General features: G+C 62.7%; 13 protein-coding genes. 1 reads left to right on the forward strand and 12 read right to left on the reverse strand.

What is annotated here, in order from left to right; genetic code table 11:
* Nucleotides 1-142: 142 nt before the first annotated feature.
* Nucleotides 143-616, reverse strand: coding sequence for an SsrA-binding protein SmpB (gene smpB, locus ACTIFE_RS14440; protein ID WP_106752223.1), 474 nt, complete (start codon nucleotides 614-616; stop codon nucleotides 143-145).
* A 56-nt stretch (nucleotides 617-672) separates the two neighbouring features.
* Nucleotides 673-1,551: a 4-hydroxy-tetrahydrodipicolinate synthase gene (dapA, locus tag ACTIFE_RS14445; RefSeq protein ID WP_439529859.1), complete on the reverse strand. Its 879-nt coding sequence runs from the start codon at nucleotides 1,549-1,551 to the stop codon at nucleotides 673-675.
* Nucleotides 1,552-1,798: 247 nt separating this feature from the next.
* Between dapA and ACTIFE_RS14450 the strand changes: the two genes are divergently transcribed.
* Entirely contained in the window at nucleotides 1,799-2,716 is a 918-nt protein-coding gene (locus ACTIFE_RS14450) for an alpha/beta fold hydrolase (RefSeq protein WP_439529860.1), read from the forward strand.
* 216 nt (nucleotides 2,717-2,932) lie between these two features.
* Here the strand turns inward: ACTIFE_RS14450 and ACTIFE_RS14455 are convergent, their stop codons facing one another.
* The 10 genes from ACTIFE_RS14455 to ACTIFE_RS14500 all read right to left on the reverse strand — a co-directional run bounded on the left by ACTIFE_RS14455 (nucleotide 2,933) and on the right by ACTIFE_RS14500 (nucleotide 20,203).
* The gene (locus ACTIFE_RS14455; protein WP_439529861.1) at nucleotides 2,933-4,066 is read right to left on the reverse strand and encodes a porin; all 1,134 of its coding nucleotides are present in this window, start codon (nucleotides 4,064-4,066) and stop codon (nucleotides 2,933-2,935) included.
* Between the two features lie 462 nt (nucleotides 4,067-4,528).
* On the reverse strand, nucleotides 4,529-6,676 hold the full coding sequence (gene pbpC, locus ACTIFE_RS14460) for a penicillin-binding protein 1C (protein WP_439529862.1): 2,148 nt from the start codon (nucleotides 6,674-6,676) through the stop codon (nucleotides 4,529-4,531).
* A gap of 260 nt (nucleotides 6,677-6,936) precedes the next feature.
* Nucleotides 6,937-12,414, reverse strand: a complete 5,478-nt coding sequence (locus tag ACTIFE_RS14465; protein ID WP_439529863.1) for an alpha-2-macroglobulin family protein — start codon at nucleotides 12,412-12,414, stop codon at nucleotides 6,937-6,939.
* 173 nt (nucleotides 12,415-12,587) lie between these two features.
* Nucleotides 12,588-13,241, reverse strand: coding sequence for a ParA family partition ATPase (parA, locus tag ACTIFE_RS14470; RefSeq protein ID WP_439529864.1), 654 nt, complete (start codon nucleotides 13,239-13,241; stop codon nucleotides 12,588-12,590).
* 70 nt (nucleotides 13,242-13,311) lie between these two features.
* A complete protein-coding gene (locus ACTIFE_RS14475; protein WP_439529865.1) occupies nucleotides 13,312-14,520 on the reverse strand; it encodes a lytic murein transglycosylase in 1,209 nt (402 codons plus the stop codon).
* Nucleotides 14,521-14,679: 159 nt separating this feature from the next.
* On the reverse strand, nucleotides 14,680-16,014 hold the full coding sequence (phnE, locus tag ACTIFE_RS14480) for a phosphonate ABC transporter, permease protein PhnE (protein WP_439529866.1): 1,335 nt from the start codon (nucleotides 16,012-16,014) through the stop codon (nucleotides 14,680-14,682).
* Nucleotides 16,015-16,029: 15 nt separating this feature from the next.
* A complete protein-coding gene (gene phnE / locus ACTIFE_RS14485) occupies nucleotides 16,030-16,878 on the reverse strand; it encodes a phosphonate ABC transporter, permease protein PhnE (RefSeq protein WP_439529867.1) in 849 nt (282 codons plus the stop codon).
* A gap of 67 nt (nucleotides 16,879-16,945) precedes the next feature.
* Nucleotides 16,946-17,863, reverse strand: a complete 918-nt coding sequence (gene phnD, locus ACTIFE_RS14490) for a phosphonate ABC transporter substrate-binding protein (protein WP_439529868.1) — start codon at nucleotides 17,861-17,863, stop codon at nucleotides 16,946-16,948.
* Nucleotides 17,864-17,915: 52 nt separating this feature from the next.
* Nucleotides 17,916-18,758, reverse strand: coding sequence for a phosphonate ABC transporter ATP-binding protein (gene phnC / locus ACTIFE_RS14495; RefSeq protein WP_439529869.1), 843 nt, complete (start codon nucleotides 18,756-18,758; stop codon nucleotides 17,916-17,918).
* Between the two features lie 566 nt (nucleotides 18,759-19,324).
* A complete protein-coding gene (locus ACTIFE_RS14500) occupies nucleotides 19,325-20,203 on the reverse strand; it encodes an alpha/beta hydrolase (RefSeq protein WP_439529870.1) in 879 nt (292 codons plus the stop codon).
* Between the last annotated feature and the right edge of the window lie 4 nt (nucleotides 20,204-20,207).

The raw sequence follows: 20,207 nt of genomic DNA on the forward strand, positions 1-20,207 counted from the left end.
ACGGTGCTCCGCCCGCGGACCATTCACGCTCCACCAGATCAATCTGGCAAGAGGCGCTCGGATAGACAGGGATGACGCCGGTGAGTTTGAGGTTTGGTATCAGCCTCAGCCGGCGCATGGCCAGCTTTCACTGCGCAGAGGGTTAGCCGGTCTTGAGCAGACGGCCCTTTTCGCGAGCCCAGTCGCGGGCCTTTTCGGTCTCGCGCTTGTCATGCAGCTTCTTGCCGCGGGCGAGCGCCAGTTCCATCTTGGCCCTGCCCTTTTCGTTGAAGAACACCTTGAGCGGCACAAGGGTCTTGCCGTCCTTGGCAACCGCAGCCGACAGCTTGGCAATCTCGCGCTTGTGCAGGAGCAGTTTGCGCGGCCGGCGCGGCTCATGGTTGAACCGGTTGGCCTGCAGGTATTCCGGCAGATAGCAATTATACAGCCAGATTTCGCCGTTCTTTTCAGCGGCGTAGGATTCCTGGATGTTGCCACGGCCCGTGCGCAGGGACTTCACTTCCGTGCCACGCAGTTCGATCCCGACTTCGTAGACCGTCTCGATCTCGTAGTTGAAGCGGGCCTTGCGATTGTCTGCGACGATGGTGCGGTCGGATGCGCCGGACTTCGGGGCCATGACTGGTCTTCCTGGCTGCGGCAGGACGGGATCCGTCCTGCCGGCATTCCATGCGGTTAATTGATGAGCCCGGCGTGGACCATTGCGGCGCGAACCTGCACCTCGGTCTCAGGGGCAATGCAGACGAGCGGCAGGCGCACATCATTGTCGATCTTGCCGAGCAGCGACAAGGCGTATTTCACGCCCGTCGGGTTCGGCTCGATGAACAGGGCATGATGCAGCAGATCCAGTTTGTCCTGGATCGCCAGGGCCTTGGTATAGTCTCCGGCAAGTGTTGCGGCCTGGAACTCTGCGCAAAGGCGCGGAGCAACGTTGGCCGTCACCGAGATGCAGCCCGTTCCCCCGTGGGCGTTGAAGCCTAGCGCGGTGATGTCCTCACCCGAGAGCTGGACAAAGTCCGGACCGCAGGCGTGACGTTGCAGGGTCGCACGCGCCATATTGGCAGTGGCATCCTTGACGCCCTTGATGTTGCGACAGGTCTTGAACAGCTCTGCCATCGTTTCCGGTGTCATGTCGATCACCGACCGGCCAGGGATATTGTAGATGTAGATCGGAATGCCGACGGCCGCATCAATGGCGCGGTAATGTGCCTTGAGGCCAGCCTGGTTCGGCTTGTTGTAATATGGCGTCACGATCAGCAGCGCGTCCGCACCCGCCTGCTCAGCGTGACGAGCCAGATCGATCGCTTCGGCCGTGTTGTTCGAGCCGGCACCAGCCATGACCGGAACGCGGCCGGCCGCAGCTTCAACGCAAAGCTCGACGACGCGCTTGTGCTCGGCATGGGTCAAGGTCGGGCTTTCGCCCGTCGTTCCCACCGGCACCAGACCCGAGCTGCCCTCTTTGATCTGCCAGTCCACGAAGTCCTGAAAGCGTTTCTCATCCACCGCGCCATTCCGGAACGGAGTGATCAGCGCTGGAATCGATCCCTTGAACATTTCAGGTTTCCTCTTGGACTCTTCATCAGGACAACCATGCCCTGAGACGGCGCACAATACTTGGCCGCCCGTGATCGGGCAACGGTTTAGGCGGGGTTTGCGTCAATTATGCAGCAGGATCGGCAAAACTCGGTTTGATAGAAAGTGACGCCAAAACCGGGACTTGCGCAGTTCCCTGTATGGCGCGCGCGGCACGAACTGATTAGTTTGCACAAGACGATGGCAGACCGGCGCTGGGAGGGCTGGAATGGCTGACACATTGCTGCCGGAGGACAGAAGCCAGGCCGCCTCGAGGCCGGAGCTGGTCTACTTCTCCGCCCCGGACGGACTGACCCTCGCTGCGAGAGTTTGGAATCCGACCTCACATGAAAATGGGGCAGTTCCCCTCGTCTGTCTGGCCGGGCTCAGCCGAAACTGGCGTGACTTTGGCGATATAGCTGCATACCTCGCCAGCCTGGGCCGCAAGGTCGTCGCCTTCGACTATCGCGGTCGCGGCGACAGTGCTCATGATCCGGACTGGCACAATTACGCAATCCCAGTCGAGGGGCACGACATCGATGCCGGCCTTGCCGCCCTGCAGCTTGACCGGTTTGCTGTTCTCGGCACCTCGCGCGGCGGCCTGCATGCCATGGCCATGGCGCATCGCTATGGCCGGCACCGAATGAGCGCCGTGGTCCTCAACGATGTCGGGCCTCGCATCGAACTCAAGTCAATCTTGCGGATCGCCGCCACGCTGGGCAAGGGAATGCGGCACCGGACTTACGAAGACCTTGCCTTGAGGCTTCGCAGCCAGTCTCAGGACCAGTTTCCACTGCTTGACGGCGATGGCTGGAACAAGCTGGCGCATCAATTGGCGAAACCCGATGCTGAGGGCGTTCTGCTAGACTATGATCCAGCGCTGGCCCTCACCCTCTCCGCCCTGGATGACGCTACGCCCTGGCCGGATCAATGGCCGCTGTTCGAGGCACTTGTCGATCGGCCCGTTCTCGCCATTCGCGGCACGCGGTCGGACCTGCTGTCGCAGGAGACTTTCACGCTGATGGCCGCCCGGCATCCGCATCTTCAGACGATGATCATCGACGGCGAAGGCCACGCGCCGCTGCTTTGGGACGCGGGGTCGCAGGACCGGATCGCCCGGTTCCTCACCGAGTTTGCTGACTACTGAAAGGCGTAAGTAAAGTTTCCCCGGAGACGTTGCGGCCAGACCAGCCTTGCGACAGCGGCGGAGCGTAACATGGTTGCCCTTTGGCCTTGCGATCTCTTGCAAACCTGCAACGCGCAAGATTTATACCGCAGCCCAACCGGCATCATCACCCGACAAGAACGACAAAACCCCGCAGCTTTCGCTGCGGGGTTCGTCAGATCCGATCGTGAGATCAGATTAGAACGTGCGCTGGACGCGGAACATGGCTTCCAGAGCATCCTTGTCCTTCACGCCACGCGAGAAGTCGGTCGAGGAGTAGCCGAGTTCTGCACCGAACTCGAGACCGGAGACCGGGGTCCACATCAGGTTACCCGAAACCGACCAACGGTCGAAATCAGTGCCACCGAACGGAGCGTCGACGTCAGCATAGGAAGCGTCCAGACCGCTGGCCAGGGTATCGGTCCAAGCGTGGTACAGACCACCGCTGACAGACCATGCCTTGGAGGTACGGGTAGAACCGCCAGAGAAGACAACGTCCTGAGCGCCAGAGGTAATACCAGCGTAGGACAGGGCGCCGTCAGCGTACTGTGCCTGGAACGAGATGGTGTCCTTGCTGCCGAGCATCGGAAGCTTGATGGTGACGCCAGCGCCGATGCCGAAGCCGAGCTTAGCATCCGAAGAAGCGTTCAGGAGACGAGCTTCGTGAAGGGCAGCCATGACCTTGGCCGAACCCCAACCCTGATCAACCTTCAGAGCGGCGACCAGATCCGGGTAACGGTGACCAGCAAAGCCGGTACCGGTGCGGCGGTAGGTGCCGTCTTCCAGCGAGATGGTGGCCGAAACGCCATTGCCGAAGGCAGCGGTGTAGGCAGCAACCCAGCTGTTGCTATCAGACCAGTTCTTGCCGATCTGGTTGTAAGCGTTACCGGTGTAGAAGTCGTACTGCGAACCAGCGCGACCGAAAGTGAAGTTGCCGAACTGGATGAAAGCCTTGTCCAGGTCGTAGCCGGTGGAACCGCCAGAGTCGCGGGTCATCAGCATGGTGGTGTAGGCGCGAACCAGACCGTATTCGGTGTTGGTGCGGGCGTCGAGGTACAGGTAACCACGAGCGCGGGTCGAGGTGCCGTTACCAGCGCGGTTCCACTTGTTCGGCTCATCACCGAAGTCGTTGAAGTAGAAGTCAACGCGGACACGGCCACCAACGCGCAGGCAGGTTTCGGTGCCCGGGATGTAGAAGAAGCGAGCGCCGAAAGCGTCGCAAACGCGAACGTAGTCGACCGGCTCCGGAGCGACCGGAAGATCGGCAGCCTGGGCGCCGGTGACAGCAGCGGCAGCAGCTGCTGCGCCGAGCATGATGCTCTTAAGGTTCATAGTATGACCTCCAAATCAGTCAATTAATGACGGACGCTTGAACTGGCGCAGGCGCCTCGAACTCACTCCGTCGTTTCCCCGCGAATTGGTCTGATATTGCCACCGGCCGGAGGTTGGATTTCCTTGGACGACAATTCAGTGCGACCCGTGAGCCGCTCGCAAAGTGACCATACCCATCCGGAAACTTCGTTCAACCTTGAACAGCCTGCCAGCCCCCTCGCAAGACTGCTTTCAAAACCCGGTGTTGCAGGAAAGCCACGAGTTGAGAGGCGTTCTTAAGACCCTGGCAAGGAATGGGGCCGGAAAGGGGCGTAAAAGCCCTGATGTCCCGGCGTCAGGACCGCGTGGCGCCGGGGGATCGAGCGGCAACAAGGAATCACCGGACCAAGCGCAAGAGACAAGCCGTTCGGCCCTCATCCGGGCCGCGCCACTTGGCCTTTGCAGGGAAAGCCCCTGAAATCCTTAGCGAAGTGTTACCTCGACCCGGTCGCTGGCCCCCGTGGCGTCAATCACCAGAATCGTCTGCTGGCCCGGACCATCCGGTGTCCAGACAAGCTGCGTCAGATAGAGGCCGCTCTCGACCGGCTGACCATTGGCGAACCAGGTATAGGGTCCGCGGCCGCCCTGCAGCTTGACGACAAGCACCGGCTTTTGTCCGGAGCCGGCTGCGGCGAGCCCGAGATCGACATCAGCCCCGTCCGGGGGATGCGAAATACGCAAGGATGCGGCCAGCGGAGTACCGGCAAGGGTCGGCGACATTGATTCTGCCCGAACACGCGCCCGGCGCAACGGCTGCGGCAAGCTGGCCGTCGCGAGCGGGAGAACACCAGACGGGGCCGAGGCGAGTGGAATTCGCGCCGGTCCGAGACGATCAAAGGCCTCGAACAGGATCGGGGCCGCCGACTTCAGGCCGGTCATGCCGGGAACAGGGGTGCCGTCCGCACGGCCAGTCCACACGCCAATCACATGTTTACCGTCAAATCCGACGGCGACAGCGTCGCGATAGCCGTAAGCGGTGCCGGTCTTGAAGGCGATGCCCGCATCGGCTGCCGTGCTGGGTCGCGGCGCCTTGGCCAGGATATCTCCGACATACCAGGCCGCGACCGGCTCCAGCACCGGCAAAGCCGGCGTCATGCGGCTTGATTCGCCATAGATGTGGACGAGACGCATCGGCCGGCCGGCGCTGGCTATGGCAGCGTAAAGGGTGGTGAGATCGCGCAAGGTGAGCCCAAGCCCGCCCAAACCGATAGCAAGACCTGGGGTCAGGCCTTGCGGCAAGACCGGGGTCACGCCGGTACGGCGGAGACGTGCGGTCAGTTGGGCGGGGCCGACGGCCTCCAGCAGCTTCACCGCCGGGATGTTCAACGACAACTGCAGCGCTTCGCGCACGGTGACCGTGCCCTGGAAGGACAGGTCGAAGTTGGTCGGATCATAGCCGGCGATGCGGATGGGCCGGTCTTCTATATAGCTTTCCGGGTGGGCGATGCCCTGTTCGAAGGCGAGCCCGTAGATCAGGGGCTTCAGCGCCGAACCGGGTGAGCGAACGGCGCCGGTCATGTCGACATAGCCCTGGCGGCCGTCGTCGGTCAGCCCCGGTGAGCCGACGCTGGCAAGGATCTCGCCGCTGGTGTGATCGGCAACGAGCAATGCTGCCGACATCTGCGGCCCCAGTGCCAGTGCCTTGGCGGCGACGAGTTGTTCCATGGCCTGCTGCAGGGCGCGGTCGAGGGTCAGGCGATGTTCGACAAGGGCGGGATTGGCGGCGACGACGGAAGACGTCAGATGCGGCGCGATCATCGGCATCGGCCGTCGCAGCGTGGGGACAGAATCGCGTCGGGCAGCCTCGGCCTCCTCCAGCGTCACGACTCCCTCTACCACCGCCTGGTCGAGCACCCGGTCTCGCGCCTTGCGGGCGTTGTCCGGAAACCGGTCGGGCCGACGCGACTCGGGTGATTGGGGCAAGGCGACCAGCAGCGCCGCCTCCGCAGGTGTCAACCGGCGCGGTTCCTTGCCGAACCACACCAGCGAGGCGGCCCGGACGCCTTCCAGATTGCCGCCGAAGGGCGCACGCATCAGGTAGAGCGAAAGGATCTCGTCCTTGGACAGACGCCGTTCCAGGGCCAGCGCACCGACGAGCTGCTGCCACTTGGCGCCAAGATCGCGTGTCGGGGCTTCGTTGAGCAGGCGGATGACCTGCATGGTCAGGGTCGAGCCTCCCGACACAATCCGACGTTCCGTGATGGTCTCGAAGGCGGCGCGGCCAAGCGCTCGGGGATCGACGCCGGCGTGATCGCGGAAGCGTCGATCTTCGAAGGCCATCAGCATGCGGATATAAAGCGGATCGACATCTGACAATTTCACCGGCAGACGCCAGCGCTCATCCGATGTTGCAAAGGCCCTCAGGAGGTCGCCGTTGCGATCGAGGACCACACGGGACACGGAAATGTCGGCGAGCGCCGGCGGCATGGGCGCAGTCGCAACGGCATAAATGAGGAAGCCCGTCCCGATTGCGGCCATCAGGCACAAGCCGGCTGCTGCAGGGACCATGCGGCGCAGGCGGCGAGGCAGCCGGGAAAAGATGCGCTGCCGCTGAGGCGCTGACTGGTCCATTCGACTTTCCAACCTACGAAGAAGGTAGGGCCGCCTTACGGCTCTCCGGCCGACAACCGCGACCTGCGAGACAACGCCCGACGAGTGTACAGAGGTCATCCCCGCCTTGTGCGGGGAACCCTGCAGCCTCCCTTCCTTGCAGAGGCCGCCGGTATTTGCGGCGCAAAATTGCCCAGCCGGAATGATGTAGCTGGATCCCCGCACAAGGCGGGGATGACCCGTCGTGTACCTGGATCCAGAGAACACCTTTCATGTCGGCCTTACCTGACCGGGCCAAGCACCTCGAACCGGCCAGTGTCGGTGATAGCACCGCGATCTGCCTGATACATGTCCTCGACGCTGGCCGGCGGCAAGGTGTAGGATCCCGGCGTGACCGCCCGAGCCAGATAGGCGAAGGTCAGCACCGGGTCGCCGAAGTTGCGCTGGTCGACCGAGACGACGAACTGGTCAGTGCGGAACTCCACGTGATCAGGCTGATCGATGGTGGTCAGCCAGTCGAGCGCACCGATGTCGCCGGACCGCACAAGACGCGGATTGTCGATCACCACGCCGCCCGGCAGACGGTCGACGACCAGCAGGCGGCCGTTGTTTTCGCTCAAGGGTTCAACCTCGATCACCACGGCCATGCGGGTGTTGTAGGGCACCGCTGCCGGATCGATCTCATTGCCGTCGAGATCATAGAAGGTACGGGTGATGTTGAAGCCCTGGCCACCGCCCGGCAAGGGCGCACTCGGCTGGCCAGTAATGGACAGCACCACATTGGTGCGCTGGTCGCCCTGGTTCGACAGGGATACATCCTTTGCCATCACCTCGCCGCCGGTGAAGCTCCAGCCAAGCTTGCCGGGCTGGAGTTCGCCGTCGAGGGCCAGTCTGGCTGACTTGGCCTGTTCGTTCGCCTCGCGGGCAGCGAGCAACAGCCAGGCCATGTCCTGCGTCGAGGGAACCGGGGTGAAGGACTGCTGACGGGCAACGAAATCCGTCACCGACTGGCTGGAAACCGGTGAGCGGGCCTCGGCCAGATAGCTGAGAACGCCGGCACCATCGCGCAAGGGCGAGCCGAAATCCTCCCGGAACAGGCCGGCCCGCTGCATCGGCAGGTCGTCAATCGCAGCCTTGAAGCCCGTTCCGGACCGGTCCGTCTCGCCATAGAGCGCGAGGCTGGCCGCGATCTGGGCCTTGGCCAGCGGCGTGGCAAAATCGCCAAGCTTCACGTCCATGTAGTAGCGAAGATCACCGATCGACGCGCGACCGGTGCGGGCAAGGACATAAAGCGCGTAGGCAATGCCTTCGCCGCCTTCAGAGAAGTCAGACGCATAAGAAATACGGTTCTGCAGACTGTCGAGCGCGGCACTGTAGGCAACCTCCGGCACGTCGTAGCCCTTTTCACGTGCGCGGACGAGGAAATCGGCGACATAGGCATCAAGCCAGGTGTCGGTGTTGCCATAGCTGTTCCACAAGCCGAAGGAACCGCCGGAATTCTGGTTCGCCAGAACATCCTGGATCGCCTTGGTCACCCGGGCGCGCAGAGCCTCGTCTGTCCCAAGCCCGACGCCCTCCGCCACTTCATTGAGATACAGCAACGGCAATGCGCGGCTGGTGGTCTGTTCGGTGCAGCCATAAGGATAACGGTCAAGGGCAGCCAACAGCCCGGGAACGTCGATTTCCGCGGCCCCGCCGGCGGCAAGGGCAACTGTCACGGTCCCCGTCCGGTAGCCATCGAGCGCGGAGGCTCCGACCGACACGCTGTTGCCAGGCTCAAGCGCATAGACCTCACGGGTGGTGATGAATGGCTGCGTGTCGCGCACGCCAAGCGCCAGCGTCTTTGACGCGCTGGTGCCATCGGGTCCGGTAATCGCCAGTTCGATGACGGCATCCCCTGTCCCTGCCCCGGCGCTGACCGGAAGGCGCAGTTCGGTTTTCTTACCGGGGGCAAGGTCGACGGCCTGTTCCGTCGCCCCCGTGAAGCTGACCGGGCCATCGGCATTGGCAACAAGGCGATAGCTGCCAGCAGGGCCGTCAACGTTGTCGATCTCGACGAGAATGCGGGAGGTATCACCGGGCGCGAGGAAGCGGGGCAGGCTGGCCGACATGACGACAGGGTCGCGCACTTCGACGTCACGTTCCGCGCTGCCGACGCCGGCCTTGGTCCAGGACACTGCCATCAGGCGCAGCTTGCCATTGAAGTCAGGGATCTCGAAGGAAACCGGAACCCGGCCATCGGCACCGACTTCGACAATCCCTGAGAACAGCGCGACCGGCTCTTCATCGGGCGGCGGTGCCTGCATCGAGGAGCCGCCGTCACCGCCCGAACGGACCTGGCCCCTGGTGCCGGCGGTCCGGTCGATCAGCTGACCATAAAGATCGCGCAGCTCAACACCCAGGCGGCGCTGTCCGAAATACCAGGTGGCCGGATCCGGGGTCTTGTAGCCGGTGAGATTGAGAATGCCGACATCCACTGCGGCGAGGGTCAGGTAGGCCTTTTCGCCAGCTTCCAGGTTGGCGATGCGCACGCTGGTCTCCAGCGTCGAGCGCGGAAGCAGTGTCGCCGGCGCGTCGATCTCGACGGCCAGCTTGCGATTGCCTGGTTCGACTTGTGCCCAGGACAAGCCAAGGGCGCGCGCTGGCATGCGTTTGGCTTCCAGATCCATCGGTCGGTACAGGGTCGCGGTGACATAGGCACCCGTTCCCCAGTCCTCTGTAATCCTGACATCAATGCTGGCCTCTCCGGCCGTGACCGGCACGGCTTCACTCGACAGAAGGCCGCCGGAGAAGACATTCACGACGGCAATGCCATCGAACTGCGGCTTCATGCGCAGGACCGCTGTCTCGCCGGGACGATAGGCCGTCTTGTCGAGACCGACCTCAAGAACATCAGGCGTTTCGGATGCTGCGTCGGCAACATACCAGCCGGCGGTGAATATCTCGCTGGTGACCGCCGGCTCCGCGCCGCCAAGAGCGACCTCAAGGCGGTACTCACCCCATTTGACCGGAACTGAGAGCTTTGCCGGGGCTTCAGCCGAGACATCGACCTTGCCGGTGCCGACCCGTTCGGAGGTGGTGACCGGCTCATAGGCCCAGTTGCCATCGCTGCGGTACCATTGGTATCGCGTTTCGATCCGCGACAAGGTCCAGTTAAGGCTGGATGCGGCCTGGCGCACGCCTTCACCGTCAATGACGATAATCTCGAACTCGGCCGGGCCACCCTCGTCGACACCGTCGCTGAACAGCGGCTTGACGCCAACGCGCGGCGAACCAGGCAGGACTGGCAGTTCAATGCGACGTTCGACATAGCGACCGCCGGTTTCAACAAGGCGCGTGATCAGCGAGGCTGTGTAGAGACCGGAACTGGGAGATACCTGCGGAAGGTTGACGGCAAAACGCAGGGCGCCATCGTCATCCGTACGCAGACCTTCTGCAAGGGAATCGCGCGTCGGGTACAGGCCCTCGTCGGCAAGGCCGAACTTGAAGCCCGGATAGGCCGGGGCCGTGCGGGTCGGAGCGACGGTGATGTCGCCCTCCAGAACCTGGCCGGAGGCCGGCGCGCCATAGAGGAAACGCCCCTCAAGCGACACTTGAGCCGGCACACCGAATGCGAACGCCTTGGCATCTGTGAGAAGTTGGTAATCGACGCGTTCGGGCTGGTAATCCTCCAGAAGGAACGTCTTCTGCGCCAGTGGCGCGCCCTTCGGATCCAGGAAGACCTTCATCGACCAGACGCCCTGCTGGATGCCGGGAGCCAGTTCCAGATCATAGGCGTAACCGCCAAGACCGGCATCATTGATCGTTGTCCGCAGATGCTCAACGCCATCGGGACGTTCAAAGACCAGGGTCAGCGGCAGGTCGGTCTGGGCATCCGCGCGGGCATTGCGCAAGAGCGCCTGGGCATGGACCGTTTCACCCGACTTGTAGATGCCTTTCTCGGTCCAGGCGAAGACATCGAGCGGGCCTGGGGCTTCGCGGCCCTCGACGCCCCGGTCGGACAGGTCGAATGCCGGCTTGCGCAGGTCCAGGAAGGAGTAATCGCCGTCCTTTGTCTCGGCAACCACCAGCGCGGGCGCACGGCCCCCGCGCCCACGGGTCAGGCCCGGCGCGAAGGTGGCGAGTCCCTTGGCATCTGCAACGCCCTCGCCAAGGATCTCATTATTGACAGCAACGAGCCGCACCGCAACGCCGTCCAGCGCCTTGGCGGTCGACAGGGAGCGCAGCGAAGCCACCACACCGTCGGGGCCAGAATAGGCAGCAAGGCCAATGTCGGAGACAATGAACCACTGGGTGGCGCGGGCACCCCATTCATTCTGGGTGTCGAGCTTCGAGCGGGCCGTCATGGCGTAGACGCCCGGCTTGAGGTCGAGACCAATATCTTCCAGCGGGATGGCGGTGGTCACGTCGGCGTTGAGCGGGCTGGCGGTGGTCACAACGCCTGACCAGAGCTTTTCGCCCAGTTCATCGGCGAGCTGATCGCCCTGATAGGGGGCAAGCTGGCGCAGGAAGCGCTCGTCGCGGATAACATCGACCAGACCACGGTCGCCGACACGGAAGATTTCTGCCGATACTTCCGTGGTGTTGACGGAAACGATCGGAATGGTGGCATCCTTGCCTTTCGGCAAGACATAGGCACGACCGAGGAAGTTCACCGAGGGAGAACGATCGCGGACATAGAGCGTCAGCTCGGCCGACTTCTCAAGCTTCTCGCCGTCAGCGGACGGAACGCCCGAGCGAACGGTCACGCCGTAACGGGCACCATGACGCACGCCGGTCACGCAGAGCTGCGCGCCATCGGCGGCAACGGCCGTGCCCGGCTCCCCGGTCACGCGCACGAAGGGCGAGAGGTCCTCGCCGCGCGGCAATTCTTCTGAGAAGACAACGCAAATGCGCGGCTCGGCGGAATCGGCATCAACCTGGTGGTTGACCACCCGGAAGCCGTGCTCTGCGATCACCTGGTCATAGCGCTCGCGCAGCGCCGGGCTGTTGTTCAGGGTCAGCGCAAGGCGCAGGGCCTTGATGACCGGTTTCCAGTTTTCATTGGCGGAGAAGGCACTTGCAATGAGTTCAAGGGCCTTCAGCCGCCCACCTTCGCTCTGCGAGGTCAGATAGGCGTTGATGGCCGAGGACGTGCTGTTCTGCCGAAGCTCCGAGCGGCGGTTCCAGTCGTCCGGATTCTGGCCGAGTTGGGCGCTGGCAAGACCGGCCCAGGCGGCGGAATCAGCCGCGTCGAGACTGACGAGGCCGGCATAGTCGGTCTCGGCCTGCTCAAGGCGGCCAGCTGACAGAGCTTCGCCAGCGCGCTTGCGCAGCACGTTTGCACTTTCGGACGGCGTTCCAGTCAGTCGCGGCAACGACAGGGCATAGCGCTGCGCCTCATCGAGCGTGTATTTCGGCACGAAGGCAAGGTCTGCCTTGCGCGTCGCCGTCACATTCACCTGTCTGACCTGGCTGGCCACAATCCGCCCGGCAATGGCGCCTCGGAAACTCTGGACTTCTCCTTGAGTGTTCTTCAGGAAACACCAACGGGCGGAGGTGTTGTAGGTGAAGGCCTGACACTGGGCGTCATCGATACAGGCCGCCTCGCAGGCCGGGAGGTCAATATCCTTCACCGTCCTGTAGTCGCCGCCGAAATAGTCGGCATCTGGGATCGTGACGATCTTGCGGTCGGCAGCCGCAAGCGGGCCAGCCAGCGCCAGCGAGAGAAAAGCCATGGCAAGGGGCGCGCGGGCAGCGCGAGCGAAACTCCACAGCATGATCGTCCTCCGGGGCGGCGATTCAGGGCGTGCCGCCTGTTGTTCAGGCAAAAATTCGAAACGCAAACGATGCCACGGGAAATTGTGGCAAATGCTCATGACAATACGATGGGAGCATCGCGGGCGGCGGGGCATCCGTCAAGCGCGATAGCGGCAACTGGAGCAGGCGAAGGTTAACCGGCCGGGTTCAGGTGCCGGCGCAAGGCTGCAACGAGAGCCAGCACCTCGCTTGCTGCCTTGCCGCGCGGATCGGTTTCAAGTGCCGTCAGCCCCTGCCCCATCGAGGCGGCAAAGGCCGTGCGGTTGCCCAGAACCGGATCCAGCCGGGCGAAGCCGGATGAGGCAATGGCCTCACTGACATCGCCGGTGAGCGCGGCCCGTGGCGGAACCCGGTTGAGCACCAGGACGGCCGCCTTGTCCTCGCGCCGTGCCATTTCGAAAGTCTGGCCGGTCGCCCAAAGATCTACGAGCGTTGGCTGCACCGGAACAATCACCAGATCGGCGGCATCGATCGCGGGACGGGCATCGACATCGGTCTTGGGCGGGGTGTCGATGAGAACGAAATCATGGTCGCGGGCGAGGCCTCGCGCCTCGCGCCGGGCGCCCCAGCCGCTGGCGGTGCGCAAGGTCAGGCCGGTTGCCGCCTCGCCAAGCCGCGCCTCGCGCGCCTCATACCAGGTGCCGAGCGAGCCCTGCGGGTCGACATCGAGAATGGCAATGCGCAGGCGCGGATCGGCATGCGCCAGACCGAGCGCCAGATGGGTCGTGACTGTAGTCTTGCCCGAGCCACCCTTCTGCTGGGCAATCGTGAGGATCGTTCCGGTCATCCGCTACTCCCGACCGGCGCGGCTCTCCTCCAGCCACACCCGTGAACCTGACACGCCCTGCCCGTTTGGATCAGTCGCCCCCCAGCGCCTGATAGATGCGGTAGCCCGGACGACCGGTCGGCTGCAAGCCATAGTTTGCCTCGGCCCGCTTGATTGCTTCCCGCGTCGCAGGACCGACGCGTCCGTCGATCTCGTCGTTGTAAAAGCCTTTTTCCGCAAGCCGCTTCTGCAGGTTGAGCCGCTGCGCCCGTGACAGGCCCGGATCCTCGGTCGGCCAGGCCGCCTTGAACGGTTCACCGCCGGATATCAGCTGTGACAGCAGCGCGATTGCCAGACCATAGGATTGCGAAGCGTTGTAGGAAAACAGGGCGTCGAAATTGCGCGTGACCAGAAAGGCGGGCCCCGCGTTTCCGGCCGGCAGGATCAGGCCGGCCTCCAGCCCCCCCGACAGCGACTTGCCATCCAGACGCACAAGGCCGCGTTTGGCCCAGGTCGCAAGGGTCGCCCGCTCCCGGCGCCCGACGGGGCCCTTGTAGCCGTTCGGCAACTTGACCTCATAGCCCCAGGGGCGGCCCTTTTCCCAGCCAGCGTCCTTAAGGAAATTCGCGGTTGAGGCCAGCGCGTCGGCTGTGGTGTCGACCAGATCCTTGCGTCCGTCGCGATCAAAGTCGACGGCAAGGCGCAGATAGGTAGTGGGCATGAATTGCGTCTGCCCGAAGGCCCCGGCCCAGGAGCCCTGGAATTTGTCGACGGGAACGTCGCCGCGATTGGCGATGAGCAACGTCTTCATCAGTTCATCGCGAAAATAGTTGGCCCGCCGGCCACCGGCGCAGGCCAGGTTGGCAAGGGCATGAGGGGTATAGAAATCCCCCTTGGCCTTGCCGTAGTCACTTTCAATGCCCCAGACCGCGACGACCACATGCCGTTCGACGCCAAAGGCCTTCTCGACCGCAGCCAGCGTCTTGGCGTGCTGCTTCAGCAGAGCCTCGCCATCCTTGATCCGCTGTTCGTCGACCAGAAAGGCCATGTAGTCCCAGATGGGCGTCTCGTACTCTGGCTGGCTCGAGGAAAAGCGGATGACCCGCTCATCTGCCTTGGCGGTCGCCAGCATACGGGCGATGATATCGGGGCGAATGCCCTGAGCCTCTGCCTCACGGGACAGGCGCGCCACACAGGCTTCAATGGCCTGTGCAGGGCCGGCGTTCGTCAACAGGACAGCCGCAGCCAGCAAAAGGCCTGCCCCCGTCTGCCGTGCGAGTGTCCACTTCCGAATCGTCATCGCCGCTTCTCCACTGGTCTTTCCACTATGCCGGAGCGGCAGCTGAAGGCCAACGGACAGGAGACGGCAGTCTCGCCGATTGCCGACAACGGTCAATGCAAATGAAAAGGGCGCCACCGGTTCCGGCAGCGCCCTCTTCAATCACAACACCCATGGGGATCAGTTGCTGCCCTCGATCAGCTTGCGACGCAGCCAGCTCGACAGGCTGTCCATAGCGCTGACCAGGATCAGGGTCAGGATGATGATGTAGGCCACGTTCTCCCAGTCCCGGGAGGTTTTCATCGTCTCGACAAGAACCAGACCGATACCACCTGCCCCCAGCGCCCCGATCACCGTGGCCGAACGGGTGTTGGATTCCAGATAGTAAAGGCCCTGGGACAAGAGTACCGGAAGGATCTGCGGAATGACGCCGAAACGATAGGACTGCAACTGGTTCGCGCCTGTCGAGTTAACACCTTCAAGCTGCTTTCCGTCAATGTTCTCAAGTGCTTCGGAGAACATCTTGCCAAGCGTACCCATATCAGTGATGGCAATTGCCAGTGAACCGGTAAGCGGGCCGAGGCCGAAGGCGCGGATGAAGATCAGCGACCAGATCAGCGAGTCCACTGTACGGACAAAGTCGAACAATCGCCGCACTGCAAACCGGACCGCCATGGAGGGCGTGAAGTTCCGAGCCGCAAGGAATGCCAGCGGGAGCGCCAGGATAAAGGCGGTCAAGGTGCCGAGGACGGCCATCAGCAGCGTTTCGAACAGGGCGACAGCAATGACCCCATGCTGCCAGTCCTGATTGCCCCAGAAAGTGCTCCACACAAGGCTTGCATTCGACTGCGCAGGATCGAGACGGTCCGCCGAAAACACCAGGGACATGACTGCACCAGCGCTCATGCCGTGCAGGGGCGAATTGAACGGGAACCAGAAATTCTCCCACCCAAAGAAGTAACGATGCACTTCGATCTTCGACCTGGAGACCTGGACACGGCGATCAAACGTGGGACGCGCGTCGAATTTCTGTTCGTTTCCGGTAATCCACTCAGGCGTCGGTCCGGGCAATGTCACCTGAACCTTGTCGTCCACAACCGTCGCGATGATAAGGCCGTAGTCCGGGACGTTAAATTCGAGCGTCGGGCCGTCGATCTGGGCAAGGTATCCGTCCCCGAGATCAATGGTTGTCCGATTGCCCTCGATTGCAACCCACTCCGGGCTGGTGCCCTTCGCATAGGTGGCCGTGCGCTCGCCTTCGATTGCAATCGTCAAATCACCACGGCGCAGGTTCTGCTCGACATGGACCTTATGATAGATCGTGTCGACGCCGAGCAGTGCCGCGCGCTGCGGATCCGCGTTGCCGAGGATGGCTGATACATCGAATGCCATCCAGGCATAGGCGAGATAGGCAAGAACGAGCAGGGGAATGCCAACGGCCCGCATCATACGGTCGCGAATGGCGCGTTGGGCAAGCTCGAGATTGGATCCCGAAGGGAGGGTGGCGGCGGTCATTGTCCTGTGCTCCCGTCAGTGACGCGCTGCGCCGGTCAACCGGGCGCGCAGGTATGAGGACGTCTGGTCGATGATGATGATGGCCAGGAACAGCAGCAGGAACAGAGCCGCCGTGTCATCGCCAGCCCCCTGGCCCCAACCGATGGACCGGCGCAGTTCCGAGCCGATGCCGCCGGCGCCGACGAAGCCAAGGATCGCCGAAGCACGCACGTTGATTTCAAGGCGGAGCAGAAAGTAGCTGAGATAGTTCGGCGCGACCTGCGGCAGGACCGCAAAACGGATGCGCTGGATCCAGCTGCCGCCGACCGCTTTCAAACCTTCAATCGGCTTGCGGTCGATGTTCTCGTTGACTTCCGAGAACAGCTTGCCGAGCGCACCCGCCGTGTGGAAGGCCACCGCGATCATGGCCGGGATCGGGCTTGAGCCAAGCAGGAAGATCAGAAAAAGCGCGATGACCAACTCGGGAAAGGCACGCATGACATCCATGACGCGGCGCGTCACCGGGATCAACGGAGGCCAGACATCCAGGTTGCGCGTGCTCGCAAAGGACAGGCCCATCGCAAGGAAGCCGCCAATGATCGTTGCGACGAACGCGATGTTGAGGGTCTCGATCAGGGCAGGGAAAAAATGCCACATCAGACCAAGCAGTCCGAAGAGCCCAAGATCCCATGCTTCGATCACGATCTCGGACGGATAGTCGAAGAACTTGGTGAGGCCGGTCAGGAAACTGCCTGAGTTGAGTTCATTTGCTTCGCTGTAGCCCCAGGCCATCATGGCGACGACGAGAAGCACAGCCCCAAACGAATACAACTGCCGTTGCCGGCGCATGGCGAGCACGCTGGTGCCAAGGTCGATCACGGCCATTCCGAACTCCTGTTGAGAAAAGGCGGCCCCGGGTGAACCCGGAGCCGCCAAAGTCAGTCAGACGAACTCAGTTGCCGGCAGCGCGGCGAACTTCGACGATGTTCTCATAAGCGGAGTGGTTGATCGGCTTGAGACCGAGCACTTCGCCAGCCATGAAGCTGTAGGCGCATTCCTTGTCCATGAAGCCGAGCGAGGCGAGCATGCCGGTGATGTCGACCTTGACGCGCTCCGGCAGGGCCTTGCGCAGAACGATCGGGCCTTCGACGATGATCGGGGACTTCCAGATCTCGACGAGCTGGGTCATGTCGACCAGACCAGCGTCGGCAGCCTTGCGCAGGGCACCCGAGTTGTAGCCATCTTCCCATTCGCCAAGGCCATCGGCCCAGGTGACGCTGGCCGGATAGTCGCCGTTGAACACGCCAACGATCGACTGCTCATGGCCACCCGAGGTGACGACTTCCGAGAAGAACTCGCCGTTCTTCGTGGAATAGCCAGCCTTGTTCAGCTCATAGCTCGGGATGAGGTAGCCCGAGGTGGAGTTCGGGTCACCAAGAGCAAACTTCTTGCCCTTCAGGTCGTCCAGCGACTTGATGCCGCTGTCAGCGCGGGCAAAGCCGATGGCATGATAGCCAAAGGTGCCATCGACGTTGACCTTGACGAGAACCGGCTCAACAGCTTCCGGATCGGTCAGGTAAACCTTGGCATAAGCAGAAGCGCCGAGCCAGGCCATGTCGAGGTTACCGCCGAGCAGGCCTTCGATCACGCCGTTGTAGTCGGCCGGAGCGAAGATCTTGGTCGGAACGCCGAGCAGCTCTTCGGTCTTGGCGCGAATGCACTCGTTGGAGCGCAGGCGGTCGGACGAGTTCTCACCGCCGAGGATGCCGATGCGGAATTCGGTGATTTTTTCCTGAGCGAGAGCCGGGGTGGCCATCAGGGCGATCATGCTGACTGCGGCAGCGGACGCAATCTTCGAGAAAAGGGTCATATCCGGTTACTCCGAGGATAAAGACGAGTGATGACGGAAGGGGTGCAGCGGATCAAACCGCCGCTGCCGCAGGGGTCATCTGCCCGGCGGAAACTGAAGAAAGGTGCGGATGCGCTGCGGGCGCCTCCAGGGCGGTGGAAGTTGCAGCCTCGTTGAAGCTGTCATCCGCACCGTAGATCTCACGGGCAACATCCGTGGTCAGCGCTTCAGGAGCGCCGTCGAACACGATGTCCCCGTCCCGCATGCCGATCACGCGCTCGCAATAGCGGCGGGCGGTGTCGAGCGTATGGAGATTGCAGATGACGATTTTGTTGTCGCGGTCGTGGATTTCGCGCAGGGCGTCCATAACGATCTGGGCATTCATCGGATCAAGCGAGGCGATCGGCTCGTCGGCGAGGACGAGTTGCGGCTCCTGGACCAGGGCGCGGGCGATGGCGACGCGCTGCTGCTGACCACCGGAGAGTTCTTCGGCGCGCTTGATGGCTTCCTGCGAAATGCCAAGGCGATCCAAAGCCATCAGAGCACGCTCGATGTCCTCCTTGCTGAAGACGTTGAACAGGCTTTTCAGGGTCGAGTGGCCATTGAGACGGCCGAGCATCACATTGGTGACTACGTCAAGACGCGGCACAAGGTTGAACTGCTGGAACACCATGGCGCAATCGCGCTGCCAGCGGCGCTTTTCAGCCCCGGTAAGGCTCAGCACGTCGCGGCCGTCGAACATGATCTTGCCGGCGGACGCAGGCGTCAGACGGTTGATCATACGCAAAAGCGTCGACTTGCCAGCACCGGACCGACCAATGATGCCGACCATCTGCGGCTTGTCGATCGAAAAGGTGACGTTGTTGACGGCTGTGCGCGAGCCGAACTGCTTGGTTACGCCTTCAAAGGTGATCACCGGACGCCCCGTTGTTTGTTCTCATCTTGAGCCGACAAGAGCCACGGGTTTGTTACAACTCGATGACAAATCCTTTGCAGAACCTAAATTGAAAATGAAGTTTCAGTGACAATGCAGCAGCGATCGTCATCTGCATTGAGACCAGATTGAAACTTCAATACAATCTCATGACAATCACGACCGGAAAAACACAAGCGGATACGGGGCTCCTGGCTCGAACTGTCGCGCCCCCGTCATGAAACACGCACCTATCAGGCTCAATACAAGTACCTATGAATGCTGTTGCTGGTCCTTGCGCAAAACTGCCGTCGCTGACGGGAAATTGAGCTTCGCCGTTCCTCGGCCGGACATTTCCCAATGGGGCCGGCGCAAGGTTCGGGGACCGATTCAGGGGTTCTGCGCCACGGCGCGTGATGGCTGTTGCTGACACAAAGGCACTGTTGGCAAACCCGGCGCGGCCAAGCCTGTTCCATCTCGTCGCGTCCGGGCAACAAGGGACGCAAGACCGGCTTGCCTTTCGTGCTGGAATTGCTCGTCAAGCGCGCGCACCGGACGGCGCACTGTTGTCAGGCCGTAACGAGTTTCAGCAGCGCTTGTCCGACGTCGGTCGCCGGATCGCAGAGGTCGAAAACGATATCGAAGTGATTGCGGTCACGGGCCCTGATCTCCGGCATGCCAAGCGCATCGGCATAGGCCCGGGTCTGGCGGTGAAAGCCCGGTGTCTCGTGTTCGGCGACGGCAATGACGGACCGCGGCGCGCCGGACAGATGGCGCAGCGGGCTCAGCATCTCGACCTCCTCCGGCGTCAGCTGCATCCAGTCCTGGACATGGCTGCCGGCAATCGGGGCCAGCTCGAACAGCCCGCTGAGGGGAAGTGCTGCCTTCAACACCTGTCCGGGCAGACCGAAGTCCTTTTGCCAGCCGGACATCATCAGCGTTCCGGCCAGATGCCCGCCGGCGGAACTGCCGGTGACCACGATGCGGTTGCGATCAATGCCGAGGGCGGCCGCCTCGCGCCAGAGATAGGCAAGGGCCGTCCGCATCTGACGGGTGATTTCGGTCAGGCTTGCGCCGGGCGCAAGCGTGTAGTCCGGAACTGCCGATGCGATGCCGAGATCGGCGAGCATCGGGGCCATGAAAGCGGAATGCTCCTTCGACAGGGCGCGCCAGTAGCCGCCATGTATGAACAGCACCAGCGGCCGCAGTTCGCCCTGGCGTGTGCCGAAGAGGTCGAGCTTCTCCCGGCTCACCGGGTCATAGACGAGATCCAGTTTCGCGCCGGCCATCGATCTGGCCGGAAGGGACCGGGAGGTATATTGGCCGATGATCGCCGTGAAGACATCCGGGGCGACACAGTCGCGCGCGGTGTAGTCGGCATCCAGCCGGTCGCGCGGCCAGTTGCCTTCGGCGATCAGCGAGGCTGGAGTGGCGGGCAGGTCGGACATGTCG

Source organism: Pannonibacter sp. (assembly GCF_051860505.1).
Lineage (GTDB): Bacteria > Pseudomonadota > Alphaproteobacteria > Rhizobiales > Stappiaceae > Pannonibacter.